This is a genomic window from Halomonas sp. 5021, assembly GCF_036663435.1.
In the GTDB taxonomy this organism is placed as follows: Bacteria; Pseudomonadota; Gammaproteobacteria; order Pseudomonadales; family Halomonadaceae; genus Vreelandella; species Vreelandella janggokensis.
The window spans coordinates 1-19708 of the sequence record NZ_JAXOVU010000001.1 but is presented as its reverse complement, the minus strand read 5'-3'; the positions used below and the strand labels follow the sequence as shown (position 1 = coordinate 19708).

Sequence of the window (19708 nt, the reverse complement as noted above, 5' to 3'; positions counted from 1 at the left end):
GTGTGGCAATCGCCATTAGGTTGCGTTAGGGTTTATGGCATACCTTTCATACATCATGACATTGCTTGCATGATAGGTGAAAGTTGGCCAGATGCCAGTTCACCTTCTTAGCCATTCGCATTACTCACCAATGCCAACGACCATGAGGACGCCATCATGACCACCATTTCTCGCGTTGAGGTCCAGGACATACGCTTTCCGACCTCCCGTTCGCTCGACGGCTCGGACGCCATGAACGCCGCGCCTGATTACTCAGCCACCTACGTAATTTTGCACACCGATGACGACAACGGCCCCCAGGGCCATGGCCTGACCTTTACCATTGGCCGCGGCAACGAGATCGTGGTCACCGCCGTTCGCTCACTCACTCCACTCCTTGAGGGCCGCTCGCTGGAGACGATCACCGCCAACATGGGTGCTTTCTGGCGTGAGATCACCGGCGATAGCCAACTGCGCTGGATCGGCCCCGACAAGGGTGCGATCCATCTGGCCACCGCCGCCATGGTCAACGCCGTCTGGGACCTGTGGGCCAAGCGCGAAGGCAAGCCGGTGTGGAAACTGCTCGCCGACATGAGTCCTGAAGAGCTCGTTCGCTGCCTCGACTTCCGCTTCGTCACCGATGCCTTGACGCCGGAAGAAGCCATTGCCCTGCTGCGCAAGCAGGCACCCGGCAAGGCCCAGCGGGAAGCCGAAATGCGTCGTGATGGCTTTCCCGGCTACACCACCTCGGCAGGCTGGCTCGGCTATACCGACGACAAGGTCCGCCAACTGGCTCGCGAGGCCCTGGCCGAGGGCTGGACGCACTTCAAGCAGAAGATCGGTGGCGATCTCGACGAAGATGCAAGGCGCGCCGCCTTGTTGCGCGAGGAGATCGGCTGGGACAACGTACTGATGATGGATGCCAACCAGGTATGGGAAGTCGATGAGACAGTGGCCAAGATGCGCCGCCTGGCGGAGTACGACCCGCTGTGGATCGAAGAACCCACCAGCCCGGATGACATCCTGGGCCATGCCGAGATACGTCACCGTGTCGCGCCGATTGGCGTGGCGACCGGCGAGCATTGTCATAACAAGGTGATGTTCAAGCAGTTCCTGCAAGCCGACGCCATCGACTATTGCCAGATCGATGCTGCGCGACTGGGCGGGCTGAACGAGGTCATCCTGGTGGTGCTGATGGCCGCCAAGTTCGGTGTGCCGATCTGCCCACACGCTGGTGGCGTTGGGCTGTGCGAATACGTCCAGCACATCTCGATGTTCGACTATATCGCCGTGTCGGGTAGCCTCGAGGGCCGGGTACTGGAGTACGTCGACCACCTGCACGAGCACTTCGTCGATCCGGTCGTCGTTCGCCAAGGCCGTTACCAGGTGCCAACTGCCGCCGGTTATAGCATCACCATGCATGACGACTCGCTTGCCAGACACCGTTTCCCTGATGGCGCTGCCTGGCAGGAAGAAAGCTGAAGGGTGCGGGGCGGTTTTTAGATCAGCCTGACGCCTGACCGCGCATTCAAGGCGGGCGACAAAACGCGCCAAGTATTTTAGGCAGATTATGTATAGTGAACGACGCTTCACGACAACTTTTTTTTAACCACCGCGACACACTAGTCAGCGAATAAACCGCTGATTAGAGAGCGCGCCATGAACCGCAATGTCATCCTCACCTGCGCCGTTACCGGCGCGGGTGATACCACGACTAAAAACCCCAATGTACCCATTACGCCCAAGGCCATCGCGGCGTCCTGCATCGAGGCGGCCCGCGCCGGGGCCAGCATCGCGCATATCCACGTGCGCGACCCGGAAACCGGTGGCATCAGCCATTCCACCGAGCAATTCCGTGAGGTGATGGAGCGTGTGCGAGAGGCAGATGTCGATATCGTCATGAACATCACCGCCGGTGGCGGCGGCGACTGGATACCGGATGTAAGCGACCCCTCCCGCGGCGGCCCCGGCACCGATATACAAACGCCCGCCGAACGTCACGCACCGGTGGGTGAGCTGCTCCCCGAGCTGTGCACCCTGGACTGCGGCAGCCTCAACTTTGCCGACATGGTCTACGTGAACCCCGCCGACTGGCTGCGCGAACATGCTCGTTTGGTGCAAGCCGCCGGTGTCAAACCAGAGCTTGAGTGCTTTGACCTGGGCCATGTCTGGTTTGCCCGTCAGCTTCAGCAAGAGGGCTTGATCGACGGTGACCCTCTCTATCAACTCTGCCTGGGCATCCCCTGGGGCGCCGAAGCCGACACCGAAACCATGCTGGCCATGCGCAACAAGCTGCCGGATAACGCCAACTGGGCCGCCTTCGGCATTGGTCGCCATCAGATGCCCATGGTCGCTCAGGCGGTGCTGCTGGGTGGCCACGCCCGAGTCGGCCTGGAAGACAACCTGTTTCTGGAGAAAGGCGTACTGGCCAACAACGGCCAACTGGTGGAGAAAGCCTCAACCATTATCGAGAACCTCGGCGCCCGGGTCATGACGCCTGCGGAAACCCGCGCCCACCTGAGCTTACGCCATCCATCAGGAGGTGATGCATGAGCCGTTTAGCCGTGATTGGAACCGGCGTGATTGGCAACGGCTGGATTGCCCGCGCCCTCGCCCAGGGTTGGGAGGTCGTCGCTTTCGATCCAGACCCCAAAGCGCCGGAACGCACCCGTTCATTTATCGACAACGCCTGGCCGTCATTAACCCAGCTCGGCCTGGCACCTGATGCCAGCCCTGAGCGGCTAACGTTTGGAGCGACGATTGAAGAGGCCGTGAACGGTGCTGACCTGATTCAGGAAAACGTTCCCGAGCGTCTACCGCTTAAGCAAGAAATCCTAGCGGCCATTGACGCTGCTGCCGAACCGGACGTCATCATCGGGTCGTCAACCTCCGGCTTCAAGCCCACCGACCTGCAGCAAAAGTGCCAAAAAACACCCGGACGCGTGATCGTCGCCCACCCCTTCAACCCGGTATATTTATTGCCGCTGGTGGAACTTGTGGGGGGTGACGCCACCCAGCCCGAGCAGATGGCCGCAGCCCAGGAACGCTATCAGTCACTCGCCATGCGCCCGCTGGTTGTTCGCCGTGAAATTGAAGGCCATATCGCCGACCGCTTGATGGAAGCGCTGTGGCGGGAAGCATTGCACCTGGTCAACGATGGCGTGGCGACCACCGAAGAGATTGATGCGGCCGTGGTTTACGGCTGTGGACTACGCTGGCCGTTGATGGGTACGTTTTTAACCTTCCACCTGGCGGGTGGTGAGCCAGGCATGCGGCATATGCTGGAACAGTTCGGCCCGGCGTTAAAACTGCCCTGGACCAAGCTTGAAGCCCCGGAACTTACCGACGAATTGATTGATAAAGTGGTAGAAGGCTGTGAACATCAAGCCGCGGGGCGCTCGGTGGCGACACTGGACAAGCGTCGCGATGACTTTCTGGTCGAGTTGCTTGAGGTCGTCCACAAGTACTGGCCGGAAGCCGAGGGCTTAAAAGGACGCATTTAATGATCATCCATGAAACCCAAGTCGCCCCTGAGTGGGTCGACTACAATGGGCATATGAACGACGCGGCATACGCCCGCGTCTTCTCCCAGGCCTGTGAAGCGCTGATCGACCAGATAGGGCTCGACGAAGCGGGCCGGGCGCACTACGGCTACACGATCTACACGCTGGAAACCCACCTCTGCTATCGCCGCGAGGCACATCAAGGCCAACCGTTAAGTGTCGACCTGACGCTACTGGATAGCGATGCCAAACGCCTGCATGTGTTTTTCGCCATGTTCGATGACGAAGACAACCTGCTCGCTTCCAGCGAACAGATGCTGATGGGCATGGAAAAAGCGACAGGACACCCCCTTGCATTTCCAAAGCCGGTCGAGAACTGCGTGGCAAAGCTTCCTCAGGCTAATAAAGACCTGTGGCCAGAGCTTGCAGGGCGCACTATCGGCATACGTCGCTAGGCGTTACAAGACAGGATAGGGGTCATGCGGGAAAGGCAAACGCTATGCATATAGATGCCTTTATTCAACGTTTTAGTGCACAACTGGAGGCGATGGAAGCGCTGCCATTACCCCAGGCACGGCACGCCTATGACATTCTTTGCCGAACCTTCGCCCCTTCTGATCCGGCCGGTATGCGGATTAAAGACGGCACTGTTGATGGTATCGATGTTCGCCATTTTATCCCCAGGCATCGTCTACCGGGGTGTGTGCTGTTTATACACGGCGGTGGCTTTACCATCGGCTCGATCGAAAGCCACCATGGCCCCGCCGCCAGCCTGGCCCGTGCGCTGGGTCGAGAAGTGGTAAGCGTCAACTACCGGCTTGCGCCTGAAGTCGCTTACCCTGCCATGCTGGCAGACTGCCAAACGGTGCTCGAAGCGATACAGCCCATTGCGCTGGTAGGTGACAGCGCAGGCGGGCGTCTGGCTATCGATCTTGCCCACCCTTTGATCAAGGCCCCACCGCTTGGGTTGATCTATCCAACGGTTGGCGAGCTATCACCTGGGTGTCTCGGGAAGGATGCGCCGCTGCTCTCACGCGACGATATACTAGGGCTTCGCCAACGCTGCCCAGAGATCAGCGCCGCCAAGCGCGATCTCGCGCCACCTGCGACGGGCATCGAAGTACTGACAGTCGAGCACGATCCGCTGACTCAGCCCATCGAAACCGCAGTCGCTAACTGGCAGGAAGCGGGTGCCTCAATCGGCTATCGCTGTGCGCCGCAGATGGTGCACGGCGCTCTGCACGCCCAATCACAGCTGCCCAATATGGGCAGCGCATGGCAGGCGTTTTGCCATGCGCTCAAGCATCGCCTTGTTGGTTAAGAGCCGAACTGGGCCCGCACCTGCTCAATAGCGGATTCACCCTCACGGGTTTCAACGCCCTCAAGCCACTCGGCAACGGTATCCAGGTTGTTGCCTATCCACTCGTTCGCGACTTCATCCGCCGGGCGCTCTTCGTAGCTGTACTCATGCACCCACTCGTTCTGGTCCTCGATATCGATCACGTACTGCGACAGGAAACGGTGAACCTCGGGCGCCTCGTCCGCCAGGCTGGCCGGCGTAATGGTCCATACGGTGCTTTCAATCGATGCCACACCCGCGTCGTCGCTATCGGCCAAGTAGGCCAGATCGAAGCTCACGTTCATCCAGTGAGGCTCCCAGCCGACAAACGTCACCCACTCCTCATCGGCCATTTTTTGCTCAGCCTGGGCAAGCATCGCCGAGGTCGAGCTTTCGCGGAGCTGCCAATCGCCCAACCCGGCAAGGTCGTTATCGATGGCGTTGAGAATCGCCTCGTTTATGCCAGTTCCCGCTTCAATACCCTGGATTTCACCGTCAAACCGGTCATGATGCTCTGCCAGTTCAGCGACCGTCGTGACGCCAGCATCATAAACGTACTGGGGAACCACTAACCCGGAATTGGCACCGCTGATGTTCGAAACCACTTTCTCTACTTTGCCGTCCGCCACCAACGGCTCGACCATGTCGGTCTGTACGGGGTACCAGCCGCCTAAATAGACCTCAAGGTCATTATTCGACAAGCCTTCAAGAATGACACTCACAGCTAAATCCTGCTGCCGTGTCTGGTAACCCATCGTTTCGAGTAGCTGGGCCGCCACTTCGGATTTCACGGTCACACCTGGCCACGGCGGCACCCCGAAGCGCAGCTCGTCAAGTTCTGCCATGGCGGGGGTCGTGGTCAATGCAGTGAGTAAAAATCCCGCTTTTAAAGACATCGATTTGATAGTGGTCGGCATCTGGCTAAACCCTCTTGTTGATTAGGTTCCGTCAGTATGCGCGGCTTCCATTCCACTACTAACCACTAGGCGACATTTATTAATCATTAAGCGACTTTCAAGCGTTTGGCGTCTTTATTCTGTGTCTGAATAACGTACCTGCCGTGGCGAAACGCCGTAATAAGTGCGGAACGCACGCGCAAAGCTCGACGACGAACTAAACCCGCAGGCCACGGCCACCGCCAAGACGGCTAAATCGGTCTCAGCCAGCAGTCGCCTTGCGCGTTTAATACGCAACTGCAAATACCACTGTCGCGGGGTGGCCTCCAGTTCCTGTTCAAACAGTCGCTGTAGCTGACGCACCGACACCTCTACTCGGCTTGCCACCTCTTCAAGGGTGAGCGGCTCTTCAAGGTTCTGCTCCATCAGCGCCACCGCCTCGACCACGCGCCGGTTGTGGGTACCTAACCGCTTGACAAGTGCCATGCGCTGCTGGTCGCTGCGGGTACGAATCCGGTCATGAATAAGCTGCTCGGAAACATCGATGGCCAGCTTCGCGCCATGCCGTCGCGCGATTACCTCCAGCGCCATATCCATCGCCGCCGCCCCACCCGCACAGGAAAAACGCCGCTCGCCAAGCTCATAAAGTTCATCGGTGGTATCAATACCCGGAAAGCGTTCGCGAAAAGCCGGCAGACTCTCCCAGTGCAGCGCCACCCGTTCGCGTTTCAACAACCCGGTGGCGGCGAGCAGAAACGCGCCGGTATCAATGCCGCCCAAACAGCAGCCCGCCTGATCCAACTGGTGAAGCCACGCCATTAACGGCCGAGTGAGATGCGCCTCGGGCGTAAAACCACTGCATACCGCCAGGGATGGCAAGTGATGCACCTCTCGGGTTGCTTGGTCTGCCATGAGCGTCATGCCGTTGGACGCCGTTACTGGCCCGCCATCCGCACTAATCAAGGTCCAGTCGAACAGTGGGCGGCTGGCAATGCGATTAGCGATACGCAGTGGCTCGACTGCCGCAAAAAAAGCCATCATGGAAAACTGTGGCAACAATAAAAACCCTACCATTTCGGGTGTCGGGCCATGGTAACTAAGACGCATAACAATGCTCACGTTCAGTACATTTAAACACTGGAAAGAAAAGCGATTTATCGGCCATTTGACGTTTCTTCCGCAACGATTGGCAAACGATTAAATAGCCCCGGCATGCTGGCTTTCTCGCATATCAGATTATCGGCCCTTGACGTATACTTTATATATTAAAGACGATAGCTCTTTAAAATAATCACAGGAATCACAATTGACTCGACAGCGCCTTTACGCGCGCCTCTTGATGGCCGTAACCTTACCGTTGATGTTGGTCACCGCCACACTATGGCCGGTACTGCGTGTGCACCTGGAAACCCGCCAGGAAAGCATCCGTGCAGAAACTCGCGCCATTATGCAGGTGGGCAAAGATACCCTGTTACGCGATATTAACGAGACGCTCAGTTACGCGCTCGCAGTTACCGAGATACCGGTCATCAAGGCTCACATGACAGGCGAGATCGACGAAGACGTCGACAATTCGACGTCGGCGCAGTTGACTGGTTTTTTATCGACGCTGATCGAACACTACCCGCGCTACACCAAGCTTATACTGATCGATAATCAGGGCAACGAAGTCCTGCGTGCCCCGGTCGGGATTACCTCCGACCCTCGCTTTGCAGACCATCGTCATGCCAGTACCGATTATTTCAAAGCCGCCAGTAAGCTGTCTGCCCGTGATCTCTACATCTCCCCACCCGGTCACAACCTCCAATACGAGCTATTCAGTGGTGAAGTGGTCCCGGTCGTCAATGTCGCCACCCCTATTTTTGACGATCAAGGCGAACGCCAGGGGATGGTCCTGTTGAGCCTTAACTGGCAGCACCTCACCAAGGCCGTCCAACAGGCCATGCTCATTGATCCCGACGCGGGCGTTCTATTGGCGGATGCCCAGGGCGGTTGGCTTCTCACGGAAGGCAGCCAGCGCCTGCCGATGATCAGGTTTGGTGACAATTACGCCGAACTGGCCGCCGAACCATGGCAACCTGTGACCGAGCAAGACAAAGGGGCATTCACCCTTGGCAACCATTTATTACGTTTTCAGCGTTTGGATATACGTAGCGAAGCCTACGAGGGGCTAACAGGACGCATTTTCAGCCAGGACGACACCCTCCCCTGGGTATTGGGGGTTAGCCTACCCACCCCCACCTGGAAGTCGCTGCTGCAAGATGAAGCCATCGTTGTCTGGTTTTTATTGCTCACCTACTCCACGGCGGTGGCGCTGGGCATCTATTGGTCAATTAGCAGTCACCAACAGCGCAAGCTGCGCCGCCAGGCACAGCAGCAAGCCAACGAAGTCAGCAATCTGTACGAAAACGCCCCCTGTGGTTACCATTCACTGAACGCCGATGGCGTGATCCTTAAAATGAACCAGACCGAACTCGACTGGCTGAGCTTAACCCGCGATGTTATCGGCAAGCGTTGCTATCGCGACTTTATTTCGCCAGATTCACTGTCCGCTTTTGATGCCGCCTTTCAGGACGTAAAAGCAGGCCGCCAGGGCGAGGCAGAATGCACACTGATAGCCACCGATAGCCAGGAGCGCCAAGTGGTCATTCAAGCCGTCGGGTATCTGGAAAAAGATCGTTTCAAGTACTCAAACGCCACCGTCTTTGACATTACCGAGCGCAAGCAACTGGAAGAAAAGCTCCGCGCCCAGGCCATGACGGATCCGTTAACCGGCGTCTACAATCGGCGCTACTTACAAGCGCAGGCCAGCGCCGAGATATCACGTGCCTCAAGGCACCAGACGCCTATCTCTCTCATCGCCATTGATATTGATCATTTCAAGCGCATCAACGACGAATACGGTCACGACGCCGGCGATGAAGTGCTTAAACGCTTTACCGATGTCATTAAAGAATTGCTGCGCCATGAAGATCTTCTGTGCCGTGTAGGCGGCGAAGAATTCGCCATCTTGCTGCCTGACACTCCGTTGGAGAAAGCGTGGCAAGTGGCAGAGCGCATTCGAGTTGCCGTGGAGCAGACTCAAGTGCCCCTTGAGCAAGACGACGTACCGATTACCATTGCCATCACCGCTTCCTTCGGCGTGACGCACGTCGCCAGTGGCGAAATGAGCTTAAAGGCCGCTATCAAACGCGCCGACAACGGCCTCTACGAAGCTAAAGCTGCGGGCCGGAATCGTATTGTTCTTCAAGAGAGGTAATGACTGAGTTTTGAATGATTCGCCCTCCCGTTCAGCCATCAATTCTTCCCGATGACGTTTTGCTAGCGACAGCTTAATTTGCTTTGAGGCCAGATTATCTTGAGGGTCAGGGGAATTCTGCGATCAGTAAAGTGGTCCCAGCTTCTCATACACTTTTAGTCACCCGAAGCAGTGCGTCGGGCGCTTGACTTCTACATGGAATGGAAACCTTTGATGACCCAACCACTGCAAAGCCTTGAACAACTAATCGACCGAGTTAGTCAATCGACGCACGACAACGACCAGGTCTCAGTCGGGATGGTTGTCGAGTCGATTGGCAGGCGTTCTTTTGGGCCGCTGCTGATGCTGATTGGTATCACGCTGTTTTCGCCGCTAAGCGGTTTACCCGGCATGTCCATCTTCATGGGGTCATTCGTGCTGCTAATCGCCGTACAGATGCTCATCGGCCGAAAACAGTTCTGGTTGCCACACTTTATCCTCAACCGTTCCATCGAGCGCCGCAAGCTTCAAAAAGCGCTCCATTGGCTCAACAAGCCTGCACGCAGCATCGACCGCGTTCTCAAACCGAGGTTAACATTTCTGGTTCGTAACGGCGGTAGCTATGGGATTGCCTCACTATGCATCGTCGTCGGACTTTGCATGCCATTTATGGAGCTGGTGCCATTTTCATCTTCGGCCGCTGGTCTGGCGTTATTGGCGCTAGGACTGGCACTCGTCGTGCATGACGGCTTGTTGGTACTGCTGGCTCTTGGGGCATTCAGCGCAACTCTCATACTTATCGTTGCCAACATTCTGTGACGGCTCTTCGACATGAGTGGAGAGTCTCAGAATATTCGCAACCGGGCGTTATCAATAAGCAAGTGAAACACCTAACCCATCCGACATAGTGCTGCCCTGACTCACTGCTATCGCCATTTCTCCCTGTTTCTGATTCAGAGCCATAACCAGGGCTGGATCACCAGCCCCGGCTCTTCTATTCCATCGCCAGCAGGATCGCTGCTGCAGAAGTCACGATAGTTTCACAACATCATCGCAGCGACCCAGCCAAAGACAATGAGTGGGATGTTGTAGTGGATAAAGGTCGGTACCACGCTGTCCCAGATGTGATCGTGCTGGCCGTCGGCATTGAGACCGGCGGTTGGGCCTAGCGTTGAATCTGATGCTGGAGAACCGGCATCCCCCAGGGCTGCGGCGGTTCCCACAAGGGCTACGGTCGCCAGGGGCGAGAAGCCGAAGTTGAGGGCAAGCGGTACATAAAGAGATGCGATGATAGGGATCGTCGAGAATGACGAACCAATGCCCATGGTGATGAAAAGCCCCACTAACAGCATGACCAACGCCGCCAGCCCCTTGTTGTCACCGATGATGTCAGTGGAACTACTCACCAATGCTTCAACTTCACCGCTTGCCTGCATGACGCTGGCAAAGCCAGCCGCGGTAATCATGATGAAGCCCACCAAAGCCATCATGCGCATACCTTCAGTGAAGATGCCATCCTGCTCATGCCAGCGAAAAACACCACTCAGCGACAGCAGAGCAAAACCGAAGATACCGCCGAGCACCATCGAACCGGTGTACAACTGCACTGCTACCGTGCCAACAAGCGAGATAGCCAATACCACCTTCTGCCAGAGTTTGAGGTGCTGGGCCGCCTCGGCGGGGGACTCTTCGCCATGCGCCAAATCGCGATCTTCGTAGTCACGGCCCTTGCGATAGCTAAACAACGCGGCCACAGCAAGGCCTAATGCCATGCCGCCGATGGGAATCACCATGGCCATGGGCACCATCTGGCGTGTTACTTCCAGCCCTAATTCGGCACCGCTTTCGTTGAGATTGGTGAGCAGAATGTCATTGAGGAAGATAGCGCCGAACCCTACTGGCAGTAGCATGTAGGGGGCGGTAATGCCGAACGTAATCACGCAGGCAACAAGTCGGCGGTCGAGCTGCAGATGGTTCATCAGCTTCAGTAACGGCGGCACCAGCACAGGAATGAACGCAATATGCACTGGAATAAGGTTCTGAGAGCTGACCGCAGCTGCCAGCAGAGCCGCCAGCAAAGTAAAAGTCACCATGCGCCGACTACTACCCGTTTCGTTGATATGAAAGCGGCGAATAGCCCGATTGGCCATGACTTCTGTAATCCCCGAACGAGAGAGCGCGACAGCAAAAGCCCCCAACACTGCATAAGCCAGCGCCACGGTAGCACCGTTTCCAAGGCCGTCGTTAAAGGCATTGAGAATGTCGTTGATTGGCATGCCAGCATAGAGGCCACCTACCAATGTCGCGACAATGAGAGCAAAGACGACGGAAACTCGGGCAAGACTGAGACTGACCATCACCAAAATGGCCAAAACGATAGCATTCATAAAAAAGCTACTCTTGTCGTTGGAATTGAATGCGGTAATCCCCGAAGCCTGTAGCCGCGGGGAGGGAGATGCTAGTTAGTGTTGACTTGGCAGGATGCCAGAGCAGAGCAAGTGACTCAGCGTTCTGGACGCTAGCAAGTCGCTGGCAGCTTCTATATCAGGCGCGAAGAAGCGGTCCTGATCGTAGTGGCTAACCCGGTCGCGTAGCAGCTTTCTGGCCTGCTCTAGCATCTCAGTGCTCTTCAAGCCGTGACGCATGTCGAGCCCCTGGCAGGCAGAGAGCCACTCAATGGCAAGGATGCCTCGCACGTTGTCGGCCATTTCCCATAGTCGTTTGCCAGCCGCCGGCGCCATGGAGACATGGTCCTCCTGGTTGGCTGAAGTTGGCAGGCTGTCAACGCTGTGAGGGTGCGCAAGTGCTTTGTTCTCGCTGGCGAGGGCTGCCGCCGTCACCTGGGCGATCATGAACCCGGAGTTAACGCCGCCTTTTTCAACCAGGAAAGGTGGCAGTTGGGACATGTGCTTGTCCATCATCAACGAGATGCGACGCTCGCTCAGCGAGCCGATCTCAGCGATGGCCAGCGCCAGGTTATCGGCGACCATGGCAACCGGTTCAGCGTGGAAGTTGCCCCCGGAAAGGATGTCGCCACTCTCAGCAAACACCAGCGGGTTATCTGAGACAGCGTTGACTTCGGCTGCCAACACTTCGGCAACATGACGAATCTGGGTCAGTGCTGCCCCCATCACCTGGGGCTGGCAGCGCAAAGAGTATGGATCTTGAACTTTGTCGCAGTCAGCATGAGAATCGCCAATGGCACTGCCATCGCCGAGCAGGTGACGATAGGCTGCCGCGGCGTCGATCTGACCACGCTGGCCACGTACCTCGTGAATACGCGCGTCAAAGGGCGAGCGCGACCCAAGAGTGGCCTCAACCGTCAACGAACCACACACAGTAGCCGCAGCGAACAAATCCTCGGCATCGAACAAGCCGCGCAGCGCATAGGCGGTGGAAACCTGGGTACCGTTGAGCAGCGCCAGACCTTCCTTGGGTGCCAGCTCCATCGGGGCTAGCCCTGCCACCTTCAGCGCCTCCTTGGCGGAGAGCCACTCCCCCCGATAGCGCGCCTTGCCTTCGCCGAGTAGTACGACACTCATGTGCGCCAACGGCGCCAGGTCCCCAGAGGCGCCTACTGAGCCCTTCAACGGAATATGTGGATAAACTTCAGCGTTGATGAGTGCAATGAGGGCATCAAGTACTTCGCGACGGATACCAGAATAGCCGCGGGCCAGGCTATTGACCTTGAGCACCATGATCAGTCGCACCAGGGCGTCGTCCATTGGCGCGCCGACACCGGTGGCGTGGGAAAGTACCAGCGAGCGCTGCAGCGCCTCAAGATCCTCGTTGGCAATACGGGTCTGGGCCAACAGTCCAAAGCCCGTATTGATGCCGTAGACAGTCCGGTTCTCAGCGACCACCCGGTTAACACAATCCACGCTTTTATGGATATCGGCGTTGGCGCTTTCCGAGAGCCTGACCGGCACATGCCCCTCAAAGACGCAGCGCACCTGAGCCAGCGTCATCTTGCCGGGTTGAATCTCGAGATGGGTCATCAGTAAATCTCCTGTTATTTGTCCAGCATCGGCAGGTCGAGGCCGTGCTCGCGGGCGCTCTCTTTAGCGATCTCGTAGCCTGCATCGGCGTGGCGCATGACACCGGTCGCCGGGTCGTTGCGCAGCACGCGGCCCAGGCGGGCGTGGGCGTCGTCGGTGCCGTCGGCGACGATCACCACACCGGCATGCTGGGAGTAACCCATGCCCACGCCACCGCCGTGGTGCAGTGAGACCCAAGTGGCACCGCCAGCGGTGTTGAGCAGGGCATTGAGAAGTGGCCAGTCGGAGACAGCGTCGGAACCGTCCATCATCGACTCGGTCTCGCGGTTGGGGCTGGCCACCGAGCCAGAGTCCAGGTGGTCACGACCGATCACCACCGGCGCCTTTAGCTCGCCATTGGCGACCATCTCGTTGAATGCCTGGCCGAGACGAGCACGATCCTTGAGACCCACCCAGCAGATGCGAGCTGGCAGGCCCTGAAAGCTGATGCGCTCGCGCGCCATATCGAGCCAGTTGTGCAGGTGCGGATCGTCGGGAATTAGCTCCTTCACCTTCTTGTCGGTCTTGTAGATGTCTTCAGGGTCGCCGGACAGCGCCGCCCAACGGAAGGGGCCGATGCCCTGGCAGAACAGCGGGCGAATGTAGGCTGGCACGAAACCGGGGAAATCAAAGGCATTCTCAACACCCTCTTCCATCGCCATCTGGCGGATGTTGTTGCCGTAGTCGAAGGTCGGCACACCCATCTTCTGGAAGTCGAGCATCGCCCGGACATGCACTGCCATGGACTGCTTGGCAGCCTTGACGGTGGCTTGTGGCTCGCGTTTTCCGCGGGCGACGTACTCTTCCCAGGTCCAGCCTGCTGGCAGATAGCCATGCAGCGGGTCATGAGCGCTGGTCTGATCGGTGACCATGTCGGGCCTGACGCCACGTTTGACAAGCTCCGGGAGCACATCAGCAGCGTTGGCACACAGGCCGATGGAGATCGCCTTACCCTCGGCGGTATAGCGCTCGATGCATGCCAGGGCGTCGTCAAGATCCTCCGCCTGCTCGTCCAGATAGCGGGTACGCAGGCGAAAGTCGAGACTGGTTTGCTGGCACTCGATGTTGAGCGAACAGGCACCAGCCAAAGTAGCCGCAAGCGGTTGCGCACCGCCCATACCGCCAAGGCCAGCAGTCAGTATCCAGCGCCCTTTCAGTTCGCCATCGAAGTGCTGGCGACCTGCCTCGACAAAGGTTTCGTAGGTGCCTTGGACAATGCCCTGAGAACCGATGTAGATCCACGAACCTGCGGTCATCTGTCCATACATCATCAAGCCTTTACGATCCAACTCGTTGAAGTGCTCCCAGTTGGCCCAGGCGGGTACCAGGTTAGAGTTAGCAATGAGTACCCGCGGGGCGTCTTTATGGGTTTCAAATACACCGACTGGCTTGCCGGACTGCACTATCAAGGTCTGGGTGTCCTCCAGGCGCTGGAGCGTATCAACAATTTTGTCATAGCATTCCCAGTCACGGGCGGCGCGGCCAATACCGCCATACACCACCAGATCCTCGGGCCGCTCGGCCACGTCAGGGTGCAGGTTATTCATCAACATGCGCAGCGGTGCCTCGGTGAGCCAACTTTTACAGCTGCGCTCAGTACCAGTGGGAGCGGCGATCTTGCGGGAGGGGTCGTGGCGATTGTCGTGCATCGTCATGGTGTCTTCCTCTGAGGGTGATGTTCGTAATCAGGAACGTTGAGCCTTAAGCGCTTAATCATTCAGGGTCAGCAGATGCACTAGGCGAGCCGCCACCCTGGCGGTGCGGCTATCGATGTCATGGCCGGGGTTGAGCTCCGCCAGGTCGGCCAGGCGCAGCTTGCCGCTGTCTCGAATGCGCTCAATCAGCGGCTCGATCAGGGCAAGCGAGACGCCACGAGCAGCCGGGGCACTCACCCCAGGCGCTTCGGCGGCAGGCAGCACGTCCAGATCGATGGTCAGGTAGAGGTGGTCGCAACGGGCGATGAACCGTTCCAAGTCACGTTGGATGGCATTGAGGTAACGCGTGTCGAAGTCCCGGTCTTCGCGGACCAGCACGCCGAGTTCGGTCGCTCGGTTGAACAGCGCCCGGGTATTAGCGGCCCGACTCACGCCCAAGCAGGCGTAGCGAAACGGCCAACCTCGCTGTTGACTGTCGTCGGCGATCTGCGAGAACGGCGTGCCGGAGGAGCGTACGTGAGCCGGGTCGCGTAGATCGAAGTGGGCATCGAAGTTGATGATGCCGACTCGCGGCGCGGTCTCGCCTCGACCTGCCAGGTGTTGGGCGAGCCCCGTCCAGCTGGCATAGGCGATCTCGTGGCCGCCGCCTAGCACGATGGGTCGGTGGCCAGCGTCGAGCAATGGTTTCAGACGATCAGCCAGGACTTGCTGGGCATCTTCCATGGCGTCGCCTTTACAGCGCACGTCACCGGCATCATAGGCTGGACCGCAACGGTGCCAAGCTAGCGGAGCTAGTGCCTGGCGCAATGCGGCGGGTCCCTCGGCAGCACCCACACGGCCCTGGTTGCGCGCCACTCCCGCATCGCACGCAAAGCCCAGCAACGCACAGCCCGAGGCGCCACTTCCATTCAGTGGCTGAACTTTTTGGTGCCAGCGCTCGCTATGGGGCTCGGGATCGGTGCGTCCTTTCCAGGGCGTCATGTCGATAGCGTTTTCGAGCGGAGTATCAGATGGCATGAGTCAGTTCTCCCTGGAACAGCCGCTGACGCAGGCGTCCTGGTTGGACGGCATAAGCCAGCGCAGCCGGGGTATCGATGTCCCAGACACACAGGTCGGCGCGGGCACCCTCCTCGATCCGCCCCTCGCCCTTGAGACCAAGAGCGGAAGCGCCATGGGCGGTCATGCCGGCCAGGGCTTCTTGAGGCGTCAGGCGGAACAGGGTACAGACCAGGTTGAGCATCAGGGTCGGCATGAACAGCGGCGAGCTGCCCGGATTAGCGTCGGTGGCCACGGCCATGGGCACGCCGGCCTCGCGCAGTGCTGCGATGGGCGGCTGCTGGGTCTCACGCAAAGTATGGAAAGCCCCCGGCAGGATCACGGCGACGCTACCGGCCTGCCGCATGGCCGCAATCCCAGCCGCATCGAGGTACTCGATATGGTCGGCGGAGAGCGCCCCGTGGCGGGCCGCCATGGCGGTGCCGCCCAGATTGGAGAGTTGCTCGACATGGGCCTTGATTGGCAGGCCATGGGCCTCAGCCGCCTCGAACACCCGCTCGCATTGGGCCACCGAGAAGGCGATCTTCTCGCAGAACACGTCAACGGCATCGGCCAAGCCTTCCTTTGCTGCAGCCGGGATCATTTCCTGGCACACCAGGTCGATATAACCGTCGCTGTCATTCTCGAATTCTGGCGGCACCGCATGCGCGCCAAGCAGTGTCGTCTCCACACGCACCGGCAGTGCCTCACCGAGGCGGCGCGCCACTCGCAGCATCTTCAGTTCGTCTTTGACCGTCAGTCCATAACCGGACTTGATCTCCACGGTGGTGACACCATCGGCAATTAATGCTTCAAGGCGCGGCTTAGCCAGTTCGAACAACGCCTGCTCGCTAGCATCGCGAGTGGCCGACACGGTGCTTAGAATGCCGCCTCCGCGGCGGGCAATCTCTTCGTAGCCAACTCCCTCCAGGCGCGCCTCGAACTCGTCTGCACGGGAACCGCCGAACACTAGATGGGTGTGACAGTCCACCAGGCCAGGGGTCATGACTCCGCCACGCCCCATCTCGTCACAGCCTTCAGCCTGATGCTCAACGAAGTCATGCATGGCAACCAGAGAGACGATGCGACCACCCTGAGTAATCACGGCCATGGGCTCCGGCAGGGTGTGGAGACCGTCGAAGACACTGACGTCGCGCCACAAACGACGCTTTTCGGTGTTAGACATGGAACCTCCTCGGATAAGGCATGTTATGTATATACAATTAGACTAGCTCCGAAGACGCGCCGAGTCACCCCCTGAATATCGTTCAAAGGTGTATCTGCTGGATAGAAAAAACATTGAAAATAAAAAATTTTATATATTTTTCAATTGTTTATTTATAAATCGTCGAGCTGAAAGATGATAAAAACCACTCTTTAATTAGACCAATGTCTAATCACAAAGAGTGGCTCGGATAAGATCTGGGGCGTAAATTATGTATATACATTAACAAGCAGAATGTTTCCTTCCGCCATCACCATCAAGAGGTGTGCCATGCAACCCCCAAGCGACAACCCCCAACAGCGGGCCAGCCGCATCACCATCCTCAAGCTCTTCCTGCCCAGTGCCCTGGGTATCTTGATCTTCTTCGTTCCGGTCGAAATCAATGGACACAGCACGATTCTGCTTGATCACATGGTGACCGGCGCCCGCCGCCTATTGGGTGATGCCAGCGGACTCTATGCGCTGGCGCTGATCGTGGCGGGTGCTGCCTACCCGCTGGTCCGAGGTTACTGGAACCGCAACCTCACAGAACGCCTATTCACGGTGCTAAAACTGCTCGGGGTCATCGCGGCACTAATGGCACTGACAGGCTGGGGACCCGCCTTTCTACACGAGCCCGATATACTGCCTTTTCTGTTCGACAAGCTGGTGATTCCAGTAGGTCTGATCGTGCCCATCGGCGCCATCTTCTTGGCCCTGCTGATCAGCTTCGGGCTACTGGAGCTGATCGGCGTGCTGATCCAACCGGTGATGCGCCCCATCTGGCGCACACCGGGGCGCAGTGCCATCGATGCGGTGGCCTCTTTCGTCGGCAGTTACTCCATCGGACTGCTGATCACCAACCGGGTCTATCAGGCGGGGCAGTACTCCGCCAGAGAAGCGGCTATCATCGCCACTGGCTTTTCCACGGTCTCGGCCACCTTCATGATCATCGTCGCCAAGACCCTCGATTTGATGGCGGTGTGGAACCTCTACTTCTGGCTGACCCTCCTGATCACCTTCATCGTCACCGCGGTCACCGTCCGCTTCCCGCCACTTTCGCGCATGGATGACAGTGTTGAGGATGGCGAACCGGAGGCTGAACCCGGTAAGCGGCTGGTTACCGCCTGGCAAGTCGGGCTGGAGGTGGCAGCCAAAGCACCAAGCCTACATCGCAGCGTGGCGCTTAATTTCAAGGAAGGGTTGGTGATGGCAATCAGCATCCTGCCGTCGATTATGTCGGTGGGCCTGCTAGGGTTGTTGGCTGCCAAGTACACGCCGCTGTTCGAATGGCTGGGCTGGGTGTTCTACCCATTCGTGGCCGTGTGGGGGTTGGAGGACGCCGCAATGCTGGCTCAGGCTTCTGCTGCCGGGCTTGCCGAGATGTTCCTACCGGCGCTGTTGATGGCTGAGGCCGAGTTCGCCGCTCGCTTCGCCGCGGGAGTGGTGTCGGTCTCCACCGTCCTGTTCTTCTCGGCCTCCATCCCCTGTATTCTCTCAACCAGCGTCCCGCTGACGGTGGGAAAGATGCTGATCGTGTGGTTCATCCGCGTGTCGCTGAGCCTGTTGCTGGCGGTGCCTACCGGTTATTTGGTGCAGACACTAACTGGCTGAGTCCACCGTCAAACTTGCATTGGCGTTGGTCTTGGCTACCCGCGGGGTCAGCTCAGCTCTCGATGCATTGATGAACGCAGCTTATACCGCTCCCCAGGATGGAGCAGCCGCGCGTAGCTGATCAGTTGCTCACCAGACCAGGTGCGCCGAATCATGCTGAGACAGGGGCTAGCCGTATCAATACTCAGCCATTCGGCAGCCTGTGCTTCGGGCAGAATCGCCTCAACGATGTGTTCGACATCGGTGATGGGGCAGGCGGCCACCAACACCTCATTGGGAGTGTGAGTGGTGAAGTCGGCATCTAGATAGTCTGGCACCCAGCGTGGATTGACGTAGCGCTTCTCCAGCTGAATCGGCACCTCATCCTCCAGATGCACGATCAAGGTATGAAAGACGCGGCTACCAAGCCTGACCCCCAGGCGCAACGCCACCTCGTCATCGGCCTCAATGGCTTCGCAGATCAACACTTGGTTGCCATAGCGGTGTCCACGTAAACGCACCTCCTCAGCGATGTTGTACACCTCGACCAGCGATGACTCGGCCTTGCGGTCGGTCACGAAGGTACCGAGCCCTGGCTGGCGCGTCAGATACCCTTTCTGCACCAAATCACGGATCGCTTTGTTAGCGGTCATGCGGCTGACATTGAAATCACGTGCCAACTTCTCTTCTGGTGGGATCTGATGGTGCGATGGCCATTCGTTGCTTTTTATTTTGTCCAGCAGATGCTTCTGTATCTGCTGGTAGAGAGGAGAAGAGCTAGCCATAAAAGCACCTTTTTTCACTGCCATCAATGTATATACATATAGTTTACACGTTAAAGCAAAGTTACAAACGCTTTCTCGCGTTTTTAGGCATACCAGTGATGTGAAGCTGTGAACCTCTACCAATAACCTTTATCGCGCAAGGTTCAACTCTGCTGCCTGGAGGCACGTTCCTCTCCTCCAGTCGCCGCCACAACGCCGATCGCGAAATCGAGTCACGCTTAAAAAGCTTTATATCTGTTAAGAAAGAATCATCTGACACTATTTCCATTAAAGTCCTTATGTATGAACTAAACACAAGAATTATGGGTGGAATGTCTATAACTATTTGTTAGCCAGGCATACAAAAAGCTCACACATCGAATAATTCGGCTCTTCGACGTTGGGTGTGGAATTTGTCTCCTGAGCTGGGCCAGAATAGGGACTCCACAACAGCGGTAGGTATGG

16 protein-coding genes are annotated in these 19708 nt (G+C 57.8%); 8 read left to right on the top strand and 8 right to left on the bottom strand.

What is annotated here, in order from left to right; all coding sequences use genetic code 11:
* Nucleotides 1–156 precede the first annotated feature (156 nt).
* The 5 genes from R3F64_RS00080 (at nt 157) to R3F64_RS00060 (ending at nt 4803) form a co-directional block, all read left to right on the top strand.
* Nucleotides 157–1461, top strand: coding sequence for an L-fuconate dehydratase (locus R3F64_RS00080; protein ID WP_268901531.1), 1305 nt, complete (start codon nt 157–159; stop codon nt 1459–1461).
* A 177-nt stretch (nt 1462–1638) separates the two neighbouring features.
* Nucleotides 1639–2532 carry a 3-keto-5-aminohexanoate cleavage protein gene (locus tag R3F64_RS00075; RefSeq protein ID WP_332609041.1) on the top strand — a complete coding sequence of 298 codons (894 nt, stop codon included), beginning with the start codon at nt 1639–1641 and terminating at the stop codon, nt 2530–2532.
* A complete protein-coding gene (locus R3F64_RS00070; RefSeq protein ID WP_332609039.1) occupies nt 2529–3482 on the top strand; it encodes an L-carnitine dehydrogenase in 954 nt (317 codons plus the stop codon). The genes R3F64_RS00075 and R3F64_RS00070 overlap by 4 nt, the downstream gene beginning before the upstream one ends.
* Complete coding sequence (locus R3F64_RS00065) at nt 3482–3937, top strand: thioesterase family protein (protein WP_332609037.1); 456 nt, start codon at nt 3482–3484, stop codon at nt 3935–3937. Before R3F64_RS00070 ends, R3F64_RS00065 begins: the two co-directional genes overlap by 1 nt.
* Before the next feature lie 44 nt (nt 3938–3981).
* Nucleotides 3982–4803, top strand: coding sequence for an alpha/beta hydrolase (locus tag R3F64_RS00060; protein WP_332609035.1), 822 nt, complete (start codon nt 3982–3984; stop codon nt 4801–4803).
* On the opposite strand, the gene R3F64_RS00055 is transcribed toward R3F64_RS00060, so the two are convergent.
* The gene (locus R3F64_RS00055) at nt 4800–5738 is read right to left on the bottom strand and encodes an ABC transporter substrate-binding protein (protein WP_332609033.1); all 939 of its coding nucleotides are present in this window, start codon (nt 5736–5738) and stop codon (nt 4800–4802) included. The genes R3F64_RS00060 and R3F64_RS00055 overlap by 4 nt on opposite strands.
* A 114-nt stretch (nt 5739–5852) precedes the next feature.
* Entirely contained in the window at nt 5853–6824 is a 972-nt protein-coding gene (locus R3F64_RS00050) for a GlxA family transcriptional regulator (RefSeq protein WP_332609031.1), read from the bottom strand.
* A 199-nt stretch (nt 6825–7023) separates the two neighbouring features.
* Here R3F64_RS00050 and R3F64_RS00045 point away from each other — a divergent pair, with 199 nt between their 5' ends.
* The gene (locus tag R3F64_RS00045; protein ID WP_332609029.1) at nt 7024–8976 is read left to right on the top strand and encodes a diguanylate cyclase; all 1953 of its coding nucleotides are present in this window, start codon (nt 7024–7026) and stop codon (nt 8974–8976) included.
* Nucleotides 8977–9189: 213 nt separating this feature from the next.
* Entirely contained in the window at nt 9190–9774 is a 585-nt protein-coding gene (locus tag R3F64_RS00040; RefSeq protein WP_085919014.1) for an exopolysaccharide biosynthesis protein, read from the top strand.
* Nucleotides 9775–9995: 221 nt separating this feature from the next.
* Here R3F64_RS00040 and R3F64_RS00035 read toward each other — a convergent pair whose 3' ends face one another.
* The 5 genes from R3F64_RS00035 to hutI all read right to left on the bottom strand — a co-directional run bounded on the left by R3F64_RS00035 (nt 9996) and on the right by hutI (nt 16868).
* Nucleotides 9996–11342, bottom strand: coding sequence for a Na+/H+ antiporter family protein (locus R3F64_RS00035; protein ID WP_085919015.1), 1347 nt, complete (start codon nt 11340–11342; stop codon nt 9996–9998).
* A gap of 75 nt (nt 11343–11417) precedes the next feature.
* The gene (gene hutH, locus R3F64_RS00030; protein ID WP_264823347.1) at nt 11418–12953 is read right to left on the bottom strand and encodes a histidine ammonia-lyase; all 1536 of its coding nucleotides are present in this window, start codon (nt 12951–12953) and stop codon (nt 11418–11420) included.
* 14 nt (nt 12954–12967) lie between these two features.
* The gene (hutU, locus tag R3F64_RS00025; protein ID WP_332609024.1) at nt 12968–14647 is read right to left on the bottom strand and encodes a urocanate hydratase; all 1680 of its coding nucleotides are present in this window, start codon (nt 14645–14647) and stop codon (nt 12968–12970) included.
* A gap of 54 nt (nt 14648–14701) precedes the next feature.
* Nucleotides 14702–15664, bottom strand: coding sequence for a formimidoylglutamase (hutG, locus tag R3F64_RS00020; protein ID WP_332609023.1), 963 nt, complete (start codon nt 15662–15664; stop codon nt 14702–14704).
* A complete protein-coding gene (hutI, locus tag R3F64_RS00015; RefSeq protein WP_332609021.1) occupies nt 15654–16868 on the bottom strand; it encodes an imidazolonepropionase in 1215 nt (404 codons plus the stop codon). The genes hutG and hutI overlap by 11 nt, the downstream gene beginning before the upstream one ends.
* Before the next feature lie 309 nt (nt 16869–17177).
* On the opposite strand from hutI, the gene R3F64_RS00010 reads away from it, so the two are divergent.
* Complete coding sequence (locus tag R3F64_RS00010; RefSeq protein WP_332609019.1) at nt 17178–18500, top strand: YjiH family protein; 1323 nt, start codon at nt 17178–17180, stop codon at nt 18498–18500.
* 47 nt (nt 18501–18547) lie between these two features.
* Here R3F64_RS00010 and hutC read toward each other — a convergent pair whose 3' ends face one another.
* Complete coding sequence (hutC, locus tag R3F64_RS00005; protein WP_332609017.1) at nt 18548–19264, bottom strand: histidine utilization repressor; 717 nt, start codon at nt 19262–19264, stop codon at nt 18548–18550.
* Nucleotides 19265–19708 lie beyond the last annotated feature (444 nt).